Source organism: Sphingobium cupriresistens LL01 (assembly GCF_001046645.1).
Lineage (GTDB): Bacteria > Pseudomonadota > Alphaproteobacteria > Sphingomonadales > Sphingomonadaceae > Sphingobium > Sphingobium cupriresistens.
Window position 1 is genome coordinate 1,221,237 of sequence record NZ_KQ130434.1, and the last position, 15,717, is coordinate 1,236,953.

Here is a 15,717-nt window from a genome sequence, read left to right on the forward strand (position 1 = left end):
AGCGAAGCCGGGCGATCAGGTGATGACGCTAGGCTGATCCATGCCGGTATAACCCGTAATGTCGGCCAATTCCTGCGCGGCGGCGATCAGAGGGGCGAGGGCGTCGCCGGTTTCGAGGGCGAGGTCGCCGTCAGGGGCGACATAGCGTTCGATATAGACGCGCAGGGTGGCGCCCTCGGTTCCAGTGCCGGACAGGCGGAACACCACGCGCGATCCGTCCGTAAACAGGATGCGGACGCCCTGGTTGCGGCTGACCGACTGGTCGGTGGGGTCGGTATAGGCGAAATCGTCGGCGGCCTTGACCGTGCCGCCGCTATTCGCCGTGCCGGACAGGCTGTCGAGCTTGGCGCGCAACGCCGCCATCAGCGCATCGGCCTTGTCCTTGGCGATGGCTTCATAATCGTGGCGGGCATAATAGTTGCGGCCATAGGTCGCCCAATGGTCCGCCATGATCGCGGCGACGCTTTGCTGACGGACGGCCAGGATATTGAGCCACAGCAGCACCGCCCAGATTCCGTCCTTTTCGCGCACATGGTCGGAGCCGGTGCCCGCGCTTTCCTCGCCGCAGATGGTCGCCATGCCCGCGTCAAGCAGGTTGCCGAAGAATTTCCAGCCGGTCGGCGTTTCATAGAGCGGCACGCCCAGCTTTTCGGCGACCCGGTCGGCCGCGCCGCTGGTGGGCATGGAACGGGCGATGCCCTTTAGGCCCGCGGCATAGCCGGGCGCCAGATGGGCGTTGGCGGCCAGCACCGCGAGCGAGTCCGAGGGCGTCACATAGCTGTGCCGGCCGATGATGAGGTTGCGGTCGCCATCGCCGTCCGACGCCGCGCCGAAATCGGGCGCGTCGGCGGCCATCATCCGGTCGTAAAGCGCTTTGGCATGGACCAGATTGGGATCGGGGTGATGATGGCCAAAATCGGGGAGCGGGGTGCCGTTCATCACCGTGTCCTGCGGCGCGCCCAGACGGCGTTCGAAAATCTCGACCGCATAGGGGCCGGTCACAGCGCTCATGCTGTCGAAGGCGAGGGTGAAGCCGCCCGCGATCTGGGCTCGGATCGCGGCGAAATCGAACAGGCTTTCCATCAGATCGGCATAGGCGGCCACCGGATCGACCACTTCGACCGTCATGTCGCCCAACTGGATTTCGCCGATCGTGTCGATGTCAACATCGGCGGCGTCGAGGATGGTGTAGTGGTCGATGACGAGCGAACGGGCGGCGATGGCGTCGGTCACCTTTTCCGGCGCGGGGCCACCATTGCCGATATTATATTTGATGCCGAAATCCTCGTCCGGGCCGCCCGGATTGTGGCTGGCCGACAGCACCAGTCCCCCGAACGCGCCGGATGCGCGGATCAGGTGGGAGGCGGCGGGGGTGGACAAGATGCCGCCCTGGCCGACCAGCGCCCGGCCAAAGCCGTTGGCCGCCGCCATCTTCAGGACGATCTGGATGACTTCGCGGTTGAGGTAACGGCCATCCCCCCCCACCACCAGCGTCTGCCCGGCAAAGCCATCAAGGCTGTCGAACACCGACTGGACGAAATTTTCGGCATAATGGGGCTGCGCGAAGACGCGGACCTTTTTGCGCAGGCCGGACGTGCCGGGCTTCTGGTCGTCGAACGGCGTCGTGGCAACGGTGTGAATCACCCAATATCCCCTGAACTGCGTTTGCGCACTGTAATATTATGGGCCTTATGGCCCGGCAATGTTGCAACGCGCAATCGGGTTAAGCTTTTTCAGGCCGCCAGCCGCAGCGCCACTTCGTTCATGAAGCGGGCGTCGTCATTCTTCGCCAGCCATTCGGCTTCCGCGCCGATCGCGGCCAGCATGTCGGTCAGGGCGTCCATCTCGCTCTTGGCGTAATTGCCCAGGACATAGCCATGGACCTTGTCCTTATGCCCCGGATGGCCGATGCCGATCCGCACCCGGCGGAAATCATTGCCGATATGCGCGTCGGTCGAGCGCAGGCCGTTATGCCCGGCATTGCCGCCGCCGCGCTTCACCTTGACCTTCATGGGCACGAGGTCGAGTTCGTCGTGGAAGACGGTGACGTCCTGCGGCGTCAGCTTGTAGAAGCGCATCGCATCGCCGACCGATCGGCCGCTTTCGTTCATGAAGGTGGCGGGTTTGAGCAGGATGATTTTTTCCGGCCCGATCCGTCCTTCCTGCACCCAGCCCTGAAACTGCTTTTTGGGCGGGGAGAAACGGTGCATGTCCGCGACCAGATCCGCGACCATGAAGCCGACATTGTGCCGGTGCATCGCATATTGCTGCCCCGGATTGCCAAGGCCCGCCCAGATCTGCATCCATATCCTCCAGAAAAGCAAAACCCCGTTCGCCCTGAGCCTGTCGAAGGGCCTTTCTGCTTCCGAATAGGGAAGGATCAGGCTTCGACAGGCTCAGCCCGAACGGGGTTGAGCCATTAGCGTATAGCTCGAAAGACTTATTCGGCCTCGCCCGCTTCAGCTTCCGATTCGCCCTCGGCGCTCTTGAGAGCCGAAGGGGCGACGATGGTCGCGATGGTGAAGTCGCGATCGTCGATCGCGGTCTTCGCGCCCTTGGGCAGCGTCACCGCGCTGATGTGGATCGAATCGCCGACTTCGAAGCCCTTGAGGTCGACAACGACGTCTTCGGGGATTTCGGCGGCATCGACGATCAGTTCGATCTCATGACGAACGACGTTCAGCACGCCGCCCTTCTTCAGACCAGGCGAAGCGTCTTCATTTTCGAAACGCACCGGGACGTTGACGTTGACCGAGGCATGTTCCGAAACGCGCAGGAAATCGGCGTGCAGCGGACGGTCCGAGACGGGGTGGAAGGCCACGTCCTTGGCGAGGGTGCGGACGGTCTTGCCGCCGACTTCGACCATGATGACCGAATTGAAGAAGTGGCCGGTGCCGAGCTGCTTGTTGAGGAGCTTTTCCTCGACATGGATCGACAGGGGTTCTTCGTTCATTCCATAGATGACGGCGGGTACGCGGCCCTCACGGCGGAGGGCGCGGGAGGCTCCCTTGCCTGCCCGATCGCGTGCCTCGGCCGACAGCGTAAGCTGCTCGCTCATTGCGTGTCTCCAAAAGCAAAGTTGATGTACTTTCCCGCCACGCCTCCAGGGATGACCATAGCGGGAGGCGGCCCTTTAGCAGAAAAGGGCGGGAATGCAAGGGCGGGAGCTATATTGCGCAAGTTCCGTTTGGTGGTGGGGGAGGCGTTACTGCACCCGCGTCACCGTAAACCCCTTGGCTTTCAACAACTCGATCAGATTTTCCCGGCCGGTCAGGTGGCCCGCGCCCACGGCGATGAAGGGGTGGCCCTGCATCGGTTCGATCGCCTTCACCCAGTCGCGGTTGCGGGCGACCAGCACGGCTTCCTCGACCATCGGGTCGGGCTGCTCGCCAATCTGGTCTTCCTTGGCGATCGCTTCCATGTCGCCCTTGCCCCAAGCGGCGAGGATGCGGTCGTAGAGCGCCTTCATGCCCTTGGCTTCATGGATGGTCTGGAGCAGCAGGCGGGATTGCGCCGCTTCGGGCAGCGTGTCGAAGGCGGCGAATTGCCGCTCCACCGTCTCCAGCCCGCCGATCGGCTTGCCGGCCTTTTTGAACGCCTCGATCAGCACCGGCTCCACGCCGTCATCCTGGCTGACGCCCAGGCCCTGCTGGCTGGAAGCGGACAGCAGCATCGCGGCGGCCCAGCTTTCATAGCCCGACAGCAGCTGGCTGTTGGTGCCGCCATCGGCCATCGCCTTGACCAGGGCCGTTTTTTCCTCGTCCGGCACGCGCCGTTCCAGTGGTGGCAGGCCGGCGCTGCGGCCCATTTTCTCGAACAGCGACAAGGTCTTCTGTTCGTCCTGCAAATCGGCAGCCTCCAGCACCAGCCGGTCGGACGCGGTCATCGCTTCAGTGATGGCGGGCGTTTGCCAGGCAAGCCCCTTGGGCAGGACATGGATGGTGCCGAACAGCCAGCCGTTCAGTTCGCCCCGCTGCACCTGCCACAGGGCGGGGCCGCCCTGCGCCTTGGCGGCCGGCGCGTCATTTTGTCCGCACGCCGCGACCAGCGTCAGCGCGAACAGAGCGAGGAGGCGGGTGACGAGGCGCATCATGGTTTTACGTCCTTCAGGCGGCGGGCGCGCAGGCCCAAAGATTTGAGTTGGTCCTGCACGCTGCCCTTGCCGGCCAGATGACCCGCGCCCACGGCGACGAAGACGGTGCCGGGCTGGTCGAGCCGGGCCTTGATCCACTTGGCCCAGTTGGCGTTGCGGCCGGTCAGCAGCACCTGCGCCAGTTCCGGCGTCGCTTCGAGCGATTCGTTCATCGATTTGGCCAGCCTGTCCGGCTGACCCGCCTGCCAGTAACGCAGCAGGTCGCCAAATTCGCTCTCCATGTCCGGCAGGCCGTCCACGGTGGCGTTCAGGAACTGCACCTGCTGCGCCATCGGCAGGCTGGCGAAGAAGCCTAGCTGTTGTTCGACCGTTTCGAGCGCATCGACCTTCTTGCTCGCGGCCTGCGCCGCGATGCGCAGGATTTTCTCCGCGCCCAGATCATTTTTATAGCCCAGCTTTGCGAGCGGCGCGACCGACAGGGCCATGCCGCTCATCCAGGGATTGAACATGTCGAACGTGCGCCAGGGCAGGCTATTGGCGTCCATCGCCGCCTGATATCGCGCGCGCGCGTTCGGGGTCAGCCGGTCGGACAGCTTCACCCCGTCCTTGGCCAGCGCCATGCCCGCCATCGCCGCGCCGATCGCGTCTGGATCGTCCGGCTCGATGATTTCCAGCACCAGTTCGTTCGAGCGGTCGAAGGCGCGCTTTATGTCGCCATGGAACCAGTCAATGTCCGGCTTCATCACATGGACGGTGCCGAACAGATAGATGGTGGTGTCGGCATCCTGCACCGCCCACAGCGCCGGGGTGGCGGTCGTCGTGGTGACGGCGGGTTTGGCATGGGCAGGGACGCCGCCGATCAGCAGCCATGCGGCGCCGATGGCCCGCAACAGGGTAGGAAGCAGCTTCATGCCTCCTTCAATGGGGAGCGCGGGGCGGGAGGGCAAGCCGCTTAACCCTGTTTAGGGCGGCTTTCCCCAACCCTTGGCCCTTGGCCCCCGACCCTTGGCCCCCGACCCTTGGCCCTTGACCCTATCGGCCCCATGCGCCAAGGCGCGGCCACGTAATTCAGCGATTTCGATAAGGACGTTTCGTGGCCGAAGGCAAAGCGCTTTCCTTCCAGGACCTGATCCTGACCCTCCATGCCTATTGGGGGAAACAGGGCTGCGTCATCCTGCAACCCTATGACATGGAAGTGGGGGCGGGCACATTCCATCCGGCGACCACGCTGCGCGCGCTGGGGCCACAGCCCTGGAACGCCGCCTATGTCCAGCCCAGCCGCCGCCCGACCGACGGCCGCTATGGCGAAAATCCCAACCGGTTGCAGCATTATTACCAATATCAGGTGATCATGAAGCCGTCGCCAGCGAACCTCCAGGAACTCTATCTGGGCAGTCTGGTGGAGATCGGCATCGACCCGCTGGTCCACGACATTCGCTTCGTCGAGGATGACTGGGAAAGCCCGACGCTGGGCGCCTGGGGCCTGGGCTGGGAAGTGTGGTGCGACGGGATGGAAGTCACCCAGTTCACCTATTTCCAGCAGATGGGCGGTTACGACTGCAAGCCGGTCGCGGGCGAGCTGACTTACGGGTTGGAGCGGCTGGCCATGTATATTCAGGGCGTCGACAGTGTTTACGACCTGAAATTCAACGACGCCGGCGTCACCTATGGCGACGTGTTTCTGGCCAACGAACAGCAGATGTCGAAATGGAATTTCGAGGTCGCGGACACGGACAAGCTGTTCCGCTGGTTCAAGGATTGCCAGGCCGAATATGGTCGTTGCATCAAGGCGAACGTGCCGCTGGCCGCCTATGACCAAGCGATCAAGGCGAGCCATGTGTTCAACCTGCTCCAGGCGCGCGGCGTGATTTCCGTGCAGGAACGCGCCAGCTATATGGGCCAGGTGCGCGACATGGCGAAGGGCAGTTGCGAGGCGTGGATCGCCAGCAATGCCGACGCATGGAGCGCCAAATTTCCGGGGTGGACCGCGTGATGACTGATTTCCTCCTCGAATTGCGCTGCGAGGAAATTCCTGCGCGTATGCAATTGAAGGCGTCCGAAGACCTTGCCCGCCTGTTCAGCGAAGAACTAGCCAAGGCCGGCCTCAAGCCCGCTGCGATCGACAGTTTTGTCACGCCGCGCCGGCTGGCGCTGATCGCGCGTGGCCTGCCGCTGGAAACCGCGGCGGTGAGCGAAGAGCATAAAGGTCCGCGCACAGCCGCGCCGCCCCAGGCGCTCGACGGCTTTCTGCGCAAGACCGGCCTGACCCAGGACCAGCTGGAAGACCGGGACGGCGTCTGGTTCGCCGTCGTGAACAAGCCCGGCCGCGCCACCATGGATGTGCTTGCCGACGCCGTGCCCGCCGTTATCCGCGCCTTCCCCTGGCCCAAGGCGATGCGCTGGGGCGTCGCCAGCCAGACGACCGAGAGCCTGCGCTGGGTGCGCCCTTTGCAGGGCATTGTCGCCATTTTCGGCGAGCAACTGGTCGATATCGCGGTCGAGCATGTGCGGTCCGGCTATGCGACGCTGGGCCATCGCTTTCACCATCCCGGCGCGATCACGATCGGCGGCGCGGACGATTATGTCGAAAAGCTGCGCGCCTGCCATGTGATCGTAAGCCATCAAGAGCGGCAGGCGATCATCGCGGCGAAGGCGGCGCAGGCTGCTGCGGCGCATGGTTACACGGTGATCGAGGATAAGGGCCTGGTCGCGGAGAATGCGGGGCTGACCGAATGGCCGGTGCCGCTGCTGGGCGATTTCGACCCGGCCTTTTTGGAGGTGCCGCCCGAAGTCATCCAGTTGACGCTGCGCATCAACCAGAAATATTTCGTGCTGCGCGACGCGGCTGGCAAGCTGGCGCCTGCCTTCATCTGCACCGCCAATATCGAGGCGAAGGATGGCGGCGCGGCGATCATCGCGGGGAACCGCAAGGTGCTGGCCGCGCGGCTGAGCGATGCGCGCTTCTTCTGGGAACAGGATCGCAAGACCGCGCTGGCGGACCATGCGCAGAAGCTGGGGCGTATCACCTTCCACGAGAAGCTGGGCACCGTCGCCGACAAGGTGGAGCGGGTTGCGAAGCTGGCGCGGTGGTTGGTGGAAGAGGGGATCGTCAAGGGCGCGGATGCGGATTTGACCGAACAGGCAGCCCGCCTCGCCAAGGCCGACCTGGTCACGGAGATGGTCGGCGAGTTCCCCGAATTGCAGGGCGTCATGGGCGGCTATTACGCCCGCGCGCAGGGTTTGCCCGACGCGGTGGCCGACGCGATCCGCGACCATTATAAGCCGGTCGGGCAGGGCGATGACGTGCCGACCGCGCCAGTGACGGTGGCGGTGAGCCTGGCGGACAAGCTGGATACGCTGGTCGGCTTCTTCGGCATTGAGCAGGGACCGACCGGGTCGAAAGATCCGTTCGCGCTACGTCGCGCTGCGTTGTCCATCCTGCGACTGCTGGAAACCAACGGGCTGCGGTTGAACCTGAAGAAGGTGCACGCCTTTGCGCTGAGCGACCATGTCTATCGCCATGTGTTCCTGAACACCAAGGCGCTGGCCGATGTCGATGCGCAGACGCTGGCGAAGTTCGGGCTCGATCCGTCGAAGGTGACCGAGGTGGATTGGCAGGCGGCCAATCTGTCGCGGCCGGAGATCAAATCCTTCGTGGGCGCGTTCGCGTCCTCGGATGTGCCGTTCCTCGACTTCTTCGCCGACCGCCTCAAGGTCCAGCAACGCGAAGCCGGCGTCCGCCACGACCTGATCGACGCGGTGTTCGCGCTGGGTGGCGAGGATGATCTCGTCCGCTTGCTCGCCCGCGTCCATGCGCTGCAATCCTTCGTCGCGACGGATGATGGCGCGAACCTGCTCGCCGGGTACAAGCGGGCGGCCAATATCCTGAAAAAGGAAACCGTCGATCCCGCCATCGTCCCGGCGGCGCCGTCCGAACCGGCGGAAGCCGCTTTGCTCGCCGCGCTCGACGCTGCCGAGCCCCTCGCGGCGCGGGCTGTCACTGACGAACGCTTTGCAGACGCCATGGCCGCGCTCGCCACGCTGCGCGCGCCGATCGACGCTTTCTTCGAGTCCGTCACGGTCAACGACGCCGATCCTGCAAAACGGGGCGCGCGTCTTGCGCTGCTCGACCGGGTGCGGGCGGCTGTGCATGGCGTCGCGGACTTTTCGAAAATTACGGGCTGAGAGACAAGTCGGACATATCCGTCCATAAAAATGACGATATGACGACAAAGTCCAATAAAGGCGGGTGCAATTCCCGCACGTCTTTTGTAAAGGCTGTTGCAGCGCACAATATTCGCGGCAATCAGTGCAGGGAGAGCCGGATCACATGGTTACGACGGAAGAGGCCATCATGAACAGCACCGCGACGCGCTATGTCTATCGTTTCGGCGGCGGCGTGGATGATGGCGGGCAGGGTGACCGCAACCTGCTGGGCGGCAAGGGCGCGAATCTGGACGGCATGGCCGCGATCGGCCTGCCGGTGCCGCCGGGTTTCACCATCACGACGGCCATGTGCACCCGCTATTATGAAGATGGCGGCCAATATCCCGAAAGCCTGAACGCCGAAGTCGCAAACGGCATCGCCCATATCGAGGGGATCACCGGCAAGCGTTTCGGCAATGCCGCCGATCCGCTGCTGGTGTCGGTCCGTTCGGGCGCGCGCGCGTCTATGCCGGGCATGATGGATACGGTGCTGAACCTGGGCCTCAACGACGAGACCGTCATCGGCCTGGCGACGACCAGCGGAGACGAGCGGTTCGCCTGGGACAGCTATCGCCGCTTCATCCAGATGTATTCCGACGTGGTGCTGGAACTGGACCATGGCGCGTTCGAGGAAGCGCTGGAGGTCGCCAAGGAAGACCAGGGTTACAGCCTGGACACCGAAATGACGGCCGCCGACTGGAAGGCGCTGGTCGCCGAATATAAGGCGCTGGTGCAGAAGCTGTGGAACAAGCCCTTCCCGCAGGATGTGCATGACCAGTTGTGGGGCGCGATTTCGGCCGTGTTCGGATCGTGGCAGTCGGAGCGCGCGAAGGTCTATCGCCGCCTGAACAACATCCCCGGCGAATGGGGCACCGCCGTCAACGTGCAGGCGATGGTGTTTGGCAATATGGGCGAAACGTCGGCGACCGGCGTCGCGTTCACCCGCGATCCGTCGACCGGCGAGAACGCCTATTATGGCGAATATCTGATCAACGCGCAGGGCGAGGATGTCGTCGCGGGCATCCGCACGCCGCAATATCTGACGCTGGCCGCGCGTGAGCGGGCAGGGGCCAAGCCGCTGTCGATGGAAGAAGCGATGCCGGAAACCTATGCCGAACTGGCAGGCGTTTTCCAGATCCTGGAAACCCATTATCGCGACATGCAGGACATCGAATTCACGGTGCAGCAGGGCAAGCTGTGGATGCTCCAGACCCGGTCGGGCAAGCGCACCGCCAAGGCTGCGCTGAAAATGGCTGTGGACATGGCCCATGAGGGCCTCATCACCGAGGAAGAAGCCGTCGCTCGCGTCGATCCGGCTGCGCTCGACCAGTTGCTGCACCCCACGCTCGATCCCAAGGCGCCGCGCGACGTGCTGACCAAGGGCTTGCCGGCTTCGCCAGGCGCGGCTTCGGGCGCGATCGTGTTCGATGCCGACACCGCCGAACGGCGCGCGGAAATGGGCGACGCGGTCATCCTGGTGCGCGTGGAAACCAGCCCGGAAGATATTCATGGGATGCATGCGGCCAAGGGCATCCTGACCGCGCGCGGCGGCATGACGTCGCACGCGGCCGTGGTGGCGCGCGGCATGGGTCGTCCCTGCGTGTCCGGTGCGGGCGGCATTTCGATCGACGGCAAAGCCAAGATCCTGCGCGTCGGTGGCCGTGAGTTGAAGGAAGGCGACATCCTGACCATCGACGGGTCGACCGGGGAAGTGATGGCGGGCGAAGTGCCGACCGTGCAGCCCGAACTGGCGGGCGATTTCGGCACGTTGATGGTGTGGGCGGACAAGGTCCGTCGCCTCAAAGTGCGCGCCAACGCCGAAACGCCGCAGGACTGCAAGGTTGCGCGCGAATTCGGCGCGGAAGGCGTGGGCCTGTGCCGGACCGAGCATATGTTCTTCGACGCGGCGCGCATCACCGCGGTGCGCGAGATGATCCTGGCGGACAGCGAGAAGGGCCGCCGCGTCGCGCTCGATAAGCTGCTGCCGGAACAGCGCGACGATTTCGCACAGATATTCATGGTGATGGCGGGCCTGCCCGTCACCATCCGCCTGCTCGATCCGCCGCTGCACGAATTCCTGCCGCATGGCGAAGCGGAGTTCGAGGAAGTGGCGAAGGCGGCGGGCGTCAGCGTCGATACGCTCAAGCGCCGCGCGAACGAACTGCATGAGTTCAACCCGATGCTGGGCCATCGCGGTTGCCGCTTGGGCGTGACCTATCCCGAAATCTACGAGATGCAGGCGCGCGCGATCTTCGAAGCCGCGCTGATCGTCAAGGCACGGGGCGGCGAAGCGCCGATCCCCGAAGTGATGATCCCGCTGGTCGCGACCGCCAAGGAGCTGGAGCTGATGAAGGCGATCGTCGATCGCGTCGCAGCCGAAGTGTTCGAAGAGCAGGGCGAGCGCGTCGACTATCTGGTCGGCACCATGATCGAACTGCCGCGCGCCGCGCTCAAGGCGGGCGAGATTGCCGAGGTGGGCGAATTCTTCTCCTTCGGCACCAATGACCTCACGCAGACGACGATCGGCATCAGCCGCGACGATGCGGGCCGGTTCCTGACGCAATATGTGGACAAGGGCATCTTCGCGCGCGATCCCTTCGTCAGCATCGATGTGGAAGGCGTGGGCGAACTGATCGAGATCGCCGCCGAGCGTGGTCGCAAGACCCGTCCCGACATCAAGCTCGGCATTTGCGGTGAACATGGCGGCGATCCGGCGTCGATCGCCTTCTGCGAGGCGACAGGCCTGGATTATGTGTCGGCATCGCCCTATCGCGTGCCGATCGCCCGATTGGCCGCGGCGCAGGCGGCGCTTGCCCGGAAGTGATGAGGAAAGGGCGGGGCGTCAACCCCGCCTTTTTTCGTTTCAGTGCGATCCGGTCAGGCGGCTGAGCAAGCCGGGCTTGCTGTCGCCCCGTTCCAGCGCCAGAGCCTGACCGCGCCAGTCGTCATGCGCGATGGCGCCGGGTTTCAGGCCCAGCCGCGCCTCCAGCGTCGCTTCCTGCTCGGCATTGAGCGCGGCGATTTGGCCATAGCGGTGATAGCCCGCTTCGTTCAGCGCGCTTTCCTGCGCCTGGCTGACGCCGCTGATCCGGCTCAGATCGTCGCGGCCATGACCAACCCCAGCGGCCGTCGTGGTGGCGCCGACGGCGATCGGGGCGGCCGAGTGGCGCTCCAGTTCGGCGATCCGCTTATGGGACGCTTCGATGCGGGCGTCCCGCTCCTTGATAGCGCTGCGATGCACCGCCTGTTCGTCCTGCCACAGCCGCCGATATTTGCCGCGACCGCTCATCATCAGACCCAGCAGCCAGCCGATGACCAGCACCACCAGCAGTAACGCAACCTCGTTCAGATTGAAGCTCATCATGGCGTCCTCCTGCCCCACTGAACGAGGGACGGGGGATAAAAGTTGCCCGGCCATAAAAGTGCAAAAAAGGGGCTTGCCCAATCGGCCAAGCGCTTCTATCTGCGCGTCTCCACGCACCCATAGCTCAGCTGGATAGAGCATCAGACTACGAATCTGAGGGTCGGGCGTTCGAATCGCTCTGGGTGCACCATAGTTTCAGAAGGGCTTTTGGTCCGGGCTTACAGCCCCGGTCCGTTCGTCTTTCCTTCGCACCCATAGCTCAGCTGGATAGAGCATCAGACTACGAATCTGAGGGTCGGGCGTTCGAATCGCTCTGGGTGCACCATATTATGATCGAATAACAAGGCGGCATCTGGCCGCCTTTTTTACGTGCCGGTCAGGCCATCGCCAGCGCCACCATGGCGTCGATATCGACATGGCTTTCCAATAGCGTAGCGACCTCGTCCAGGGCGTCCTCGACCGACTGGTCATAGTCATGCCCCGCCGACGCGCCGCCCAGCCGCCGCAACAGCGCATCGCGCAGCGCCGTGCTGGCGAGCAGGCCATGGACATAGCTGCCCATCACCCGTCCGTCGCGGCTGATGGCCCCATCCGGGCGCGCGCCATCGATCAGGGCGAAGGGGCGGGCGCAATCTGGGCCGTGGGTTACGCCCATATGCATTTCATAGCCGGTAAAGTCGGCATCGAGCGCGCGGCCGCGCACCTGCTCCAGCGTCTTGGCCCCGGACAGGCGCGTTTCCATGTCCAGCAGGCCCAGCCCCGCGACGGACCCAGCCGGTCCCTCCAGCCCGTCGGGATCGGCGATCATGCGCCCCAGCATCTGATAGCCGCCGCACAGGCCCAGCACCATGCCGCCGCGCCGATGATGGGCGCGAATGTCGATGTCCCACCCCTGCGCGACCATGGCGCGCATGTCGGCGACCGTCGCCTTCGATCCGGGCAGGATCACCAGCGTCGTATCACCTGGGATCGCCTGGCCCGGTCCGATCATGCGTAGATCGATACCCGGTTCCAGCTTGAGCGGGTCGAGATCGTCGAAATTGGAGATGCGCGGCAGCACCGGGCAGGCGACGACCAGCGGCGCGGCGGTCGAAAAACCACGCCGTTCCAGCACCACCGCGTCTTCGCTGGGTAGCCGGGCGACGGCGTTCAGCCACGGCACGACGCCAAAGCCGCGCCAGCCCGACAGCGCTTCGATCTGGGCATAGCCATCCTCGAACAGCGCCGGGTCGCCGCGGAATTTGTTGATGAGGAAGCCGCGGATCATCGCCGCATCGTCGGGATCAATGACCGCGCGGGTGCCGACCACAGCCGCGATCACGCCGCCCCGGTCGATGTCGCCGACCAGGATTACCGGCACATCGGCGGCGCGGGCGAAACCCATATTGGCGATGTCGCCGCCACGCAGGTTGATCTCGGCCGGCGATCCCGCGCCTTCGACCACGACGATGTCGCACTGGCCGCGCAGCCGTTCGTAGCTTTCCAGCACAGCGCCCAGCAACGGCCCGCGCGCGCTGCGGAAATTGCCCGACCCCAGCGTCCCGCGCACCTGACCATGGACGATCAGTTGCGACGTCCGGTCGGCCTGGGGCTTGAGCAGCACCGGGTTCATGTCCGTATGCGGCGCGATGCCGCAGGCAATCGCCTGCAACGCCTGCGCCCGGCCGATCTCCCCGCCATCGCTGGTGACGGCGGCGTTGTTCGACATATTCTGCGGCTTGAACGGGCGGACCCGATAGCCCCGGCGCAGCAGCGCGCGGCATAGTCCCGCGACCAGCACCGATTTGCCGACGTCCGATCCGGTTCCCTGCAACATGATAGCGCCCATGGCCTGCTCCTGACGGTGCAGCGCCGCCAGCGCAAGGGGAGATCAAGGCCAGGGTCAGGCGACGATAGCCGCCATGCCGCAGCGCCGCTGATGCACGCGCACTTCGGCGGAGCCGACGCGGACGCCCAGCGTGGCGGTGACGCTGTTGATGATGCCGTCCAGCAGCGGTGCGGTGGTGCCCAGTACGGCGCCGACCAGCGGGCTGAGCGGGCTGTTGCCTATGGTGATGCCCAGCAGCGACACCTGTATCTGGGTCTGGCCCGCCAAGCTGGCGGCGATGCCCTGTGTCAGATCCTGCGTGCTGACGGTCTTTGCCCGCTGCGCGCTGATCTCCGACGGGGAGAAATGGACATTATGGGTTTGCGTGCCGCCCAGGCTGATATTGGCATAGCCGGTGACGCGCGTACCGAGCGTCTGTGCCAGCATGGCGGCGCGCGGGTTGGCGGAGGCCGAGAAATTGGTCAGCGCAGTCATATCGACATCGCCCAGCACCGCGGTCCCGACCGACGGCGTGACCGCCAGGGTGACGCCGCCATCGCTGCCGCACTGGATATCCGACAGGCGCGCCTCCGCCGCCGCCAGTTCGACATAAAGCGGCACGCGCACGGAGGCTATGCCGGACAGGACGGTGGCGACCGTGCTTTCCAGATAGATGCGCGTCTGGGCGGTGCGCAACACGACGTCGCGCTTGGCGGTGATGCTCATCAACGGGGATCGGGCCTGACCTTCGCCGGTGACCAGCATCAGCCGGGTGCTGGTGAGGCCCGGCACGGTGACGCGCAGGTCCATCGGCACGCTCGTTCCCGATGGCGGGCTGAGTAGCATGCGCAGCATGGAGAATGCGTCGAGCAGGATATTGGGTTGTCCGGCGGCATCGGCTGCGCCGCGGATCGGGCCGAGATCGACAATGTCGCTCAGCCGGATCGAGCGGCCGGGGATGCGGCTGGACAGGGCGAGCAGCGTGGCGGCGGCGGGACTGGTCCCTGCGCTGTCCGCCATCGCGCCCAGCAAGTCGGACAGCGGAATGTCCCGGTCGAACAGTGCGCCATAGGCTTCCCCGTCGCGCCCGGTCCGCACCCGCAGCGCATCGGCGACATGCAGCAGGTCGAGATTCGCGCTGGCCAGGCCATTATAGTCCATGACCGACAGGTTGAGTTCGGTCCCGGCGAGGTTGGACAGCAGCATGTCAGGCAATCCGCCGCTGATCGATGCGAGGCCGGTGCCGAGTGAAAAGGCGGCGACGTCGGTGCGGGCGGCGGTGGCGCGGGCGCTGAGGTCGATGCCGTCGCGGCCGACCAGCAAGCGGCCGAAGAAGAGCGGCGCGCGGCGGCGCACCTCCACCCGCATGGCGCCGCCATTGGCGTCGCCTGCGCGGAAACGCTGGTCCATCGGTAGGGAGGGGTCGGCGACATAGCTGCCGCTGTCGAAGGTCGCGAGCGCCGCGCCGCTGATCCCGCTGCGCCCGACCAGTTGTTCGGCGGCGGTGCGTCCGCCATCGGCGGCGGCCAGCGCGGCGGCGTCCGCCACCCCCTGCAACTGGCGACGGGCCAGATAGACCGACCCCAGATCGACCGCGACGGTGGCGGCGCCCGCCAGCATGAACAGCGACCCGGCTAGGATGACGGTCACGCCGCCACGCCGGTCCCGCGCCAGCGCCCGGCCAAGGCGCGCGCCGATCATTGGGTGGCGATCCGCACGACGGCGGTGCGTTCCAGCACATTGCCGGGCATGGGCAAGGGCATGGCCGCGAATAGCGGCGCGCTCGCGAGGGTGTAGCGCAGCGTGACGGTGTAATAGCCGCTGCTTTCGCCAGTGCTGACGGCGATCGTCTGGGCGCCGGCGACCGGAAAGGCGGCGCGGGCGGCGACGACGCTCTGATCGACCAGGGTGCGGCGTTCGGTCGCGTTCAGCCCGGCCACCGATGCGCGAGCAGCGTCATTCGCCGCTTGCTGGAGGCTGTGGGCGGTCATGAACCAGTTGCCATAGGCCAATATGCCCATCAGCAGCAGGATGAGCAGCGGCAGGGCGAAGGCCGCCTCGATCAGGCTGCTGCCGGCCTGATGGCGCCGCAGGGCGGCCAGCGGTCGACGCGATCGGGTGACAGGATGGCGGGTGACAGGGCGGGCGCTATCGTAGGGCATGAGGGGGATGCTAGAGCGCGCGGCTCAATATCGGGTTTGCTTCGCCAACCGCGCGATTGACGGATTTTACATAGTCGGCAGGCGC

12 protein-coding genes and 2 tRNA genes are annotated in these 15,717 nt (G+C 65.2%); 5 read left to right on the forward strand and 9 right to left on the reverse strand.

Annotated elements, in window-relative coordinates:
- Positions 1-15: 15 nt before the first annotated feature.
- The 5 genes from V473_RS05925 to V473_RS05945 form a co-directional block, all read right to left on the reverse strand.
- Entirely contained in the window at positions 16-1,644 is a 1,629-nt protein-coding gene (locus V473_RS05925) for an alpha-D-glucose phosphate-specific phosphoglucomutase (protein ID WP_066601464.1), read from the reverse strand.
- Positions 1,645-1,733: 89 nt separating this feature from the next.
- Positions 1,734-2,303 carry an aminoacyl-tRNA hydrolase gene (gene pth / locus V473_RS05930; RefSeq protein ID WP_066601467.1) on the reverse strand — a complete coding sequence of 190 codons (570 nt, stop codon included), beginning with the start codon at positions 2,301-2,303 and terminating at the stop codon, positions 1,734-1,736.
- A 137-nt stretch (positions 2,304-2,440) separates the two neighbouring features.
- Positions 2,441-3,058, reverse strand: a complete 618-nt coding sequence (locus tag V473_RS05935) for a 50S ribosomal protein L25/general stress protein Ctc (protein ID WP_066601468.1) — start codon at positions 3,056-3,058, stop codon at positions 2,441-2,443.
- A 147-nt stretch (positions 3,059-3,205) separates the two neighbouring features.
- Entirely contained in the window at positions 3,206-4,090 is an 885-nt protein-coding gene (locus V473_RS05940; RefSeq protein WP_082679107.1) for a TraB/GumN family protein, read from the reverse strand.
- The gene (locus tag V473_RS05945) at positions 4,090-5,004 is read right to left on the reverse strand and encodes a TraB/GumN family protein (protein ID WP_082678987.1); all 915 of its coding nucleotides are present in this window, start codon (positions 5,002-5,004) and stop codon (positions 4,090-4,092) included. The genes V473_RS05940 and V473_RS05945 overlap by 1 nt, the downstream gene beginning before the upstream one ends.
- 182 nt (positions 5,005-5,186) lie before the next feature.
- Between V473_RS05945 and V473_RS05950 the strand changes: the two genes are divergently transcribed.
- The 3 genes from V473_RS05950 (at position 5,187) to ppdK (ending at position 11,123) form a co-directional block, all read left to right on the forward strand.
- On the forward strand, positions 5,187-6,086 hold the full coding sequence (locus V473_RS05950; protein WP_066601471.1) for a glycine--tRNA ligase subunit alpha: 900 nt from the start codon (positions 5,187-5,189) through the stop codon (positions 6,084-6,086).
- A complete protein-coding gene (gene glyS / locus V473_RS05955; RefSeq protein ID WP_066605165.1) occupies positions 6,086-8,278 on the forward strand; it encodes a glycine--tRNA ligase subunit beta in 2,193 nt (730 codons plus the stop codon). The genes V473_RS05950 and glyS overlap by 1 nt, the downstream gene beginning before the upstream one ends.
- Positions 8,279-8,423: 145 nt before the next feature.
- Entirely contained in the window at positions 8,424-11,123 is a 2,700-nt protein-coding gene (ppdK, locus tag V473_RS05960; RefSeq protein ID WP_066601472.1) for a pyruvate, phosphate dikinase, read from the forward strand.
- 39 nt (positions 11,124-11,162) lie between these two features.
- Here ppdK and V473_RS05965 read toward each other — a convergent pair whose 3' ends face one another.
- Positions 11,163-11,663: a hypothetical protein gene (locus V473_RS05965; RefSeq protein ID WP_082678988.1), complete on the reverse strand. Its 501-nt coding sequence runs from the start codon at positions 11,661-11,663 to the stop codon at positions 11,163-11,165.
- 113 nt (positions 11,664-11,776) lie between these two features.
- On the opposite strand from V473_RS05965, the gene V473_RS05970 reads away from it, so the two are divergent.
- Together V473_RS05970 and V473_RS05975 are read left to right on the forward strand one after the other, a co-directional pair.
- Positions 11,777-11,853: transfer RNA gene (locus V473_RS05970), tRNA-Arg, on the forward strand.
- A 58-nt stretch (positions 11,854-11,911) separates the two neighbouring features.
- Positions 11,912-11,988 (forward strand) — tRNA-Arg (locus V473_RS05975).
- 51 nt (positions 11,989-12,039) lie between these two features.
- Here the strand turns inward: V473_RS05975 and V473_RS05980 are convergent.
- The 3 genes from V473_RS05980 to V473_RS05990 are packed head-to-tail and all read right to left on the reverse strand — an operon-like array spanning position 12,040 to position 15,632.
- Positions 12,040-13,491 carry a cobyric acid synthase gene (locus V473_RS05980; RefSeq protein ID WP_066601473.1) on the reverse strand — a complete coding sequence of 484 codons (1,452 nt, stop codon included), beginning with the start codon at positions 13,489-13,491 and terminating at the stop codon, positions 12,040-12,042.
- Positions 13,492-13,545: 54 nt separating this feature from the next.
- On the reverse strand, positions 13,546-15,171 hold the full coding sequence (locus V473_RS05985; protein ID WP_066601476.1) for a pilus assembly protein TadG-related protein: 1,626 nt from the start codon (positions 15,169-15,171) through the stop codon (positions 13,546-13,548).
- Positions 15,168-15,632: a TadE/TadG family type IV pilus assembly protein gene (locus tag V473_RS05990; RefSeq protein WP_082678989.1), complete on the reverse strand. Its 465-nt coding sequence runs from the start codon at positions 15,630-15,632 to the stop codon at positions 15,168-15,170. The genes V473_RS05985 and V473_RS05990 overlap by 4 nt, the downstream gene beginning before the upstream one ends.
- Positions 15,633-15,717 lie beyond the last annotated feature (85 nt).

Coding starts and splice junctions, on each gene's coding strand:
- V473_RS05940 (WP_082679107.1), bottom strand. CDS start 4,090: ATGCGCCTCGTCACCCGCCTCCTCGCTCTGTTCGCGCTGACGCTGGTC.
- V473_RS05990 (WP_082678989.1), bottom strand. CDS start 15,632: ATGCCCTACGATAGCGCCCGCCCTGTCACCCGCCATCCTGTCACCCGA.
- pth (WP_066601467.1), bottom strand. CDS start 2,303: ATGCAGATCTGGGCGGGCCTTGGCAATCCGGGGCAGCAATATGCGATG.
- ppdK (WP_066601472.1), top strand. CDS start 8,424: ATGGTTACGACGGAAGAGGCCATCATGAACAGCACCGCGACGCGCTAT.
- glyS (WP_066605165.1), top strand. CDS start 6,086: ATGACTGATTTCCTCCTCGAATTGCGCTGCGAGGAAATTCCTGCGCGT.
- V473_RS05945 (WP_082678987.1), bottom strand. CDS start 5,004: ATGAAGCTGCTTCCTACCCTGTTGCGGGCCATCGGCGCCGCATGGCTG.
- V473_RS05985 (WP_066601476.1), bottom strand. CDS start 15,171: ATGATCGGCGCGCGCCTTGGCCGGGCGCTGGCGCGGGACCGGCGTGGC.
- V473_RS05980 (WP_066601473.1), bottom strand. CDS start 13,491: ATGGGCGCTATCATGTTGCAGGGAACCGGATCGGACGTCGGCAAATCG.
- V473_RS05935 (WP_066601468.1), bottom strand. CDS start 3,058: ATGAGCGAGCAGCTTACGCTGTCGGCCGAGGCACGCGATCGGGCAGGC.
- V473_RS05965 (WP_082678988.1), bottom strand. CDS start 11,663: ATGATGAGCTTCAATCTGAACGAGGTTGCGTTACTGCTGGTGGTGCTG.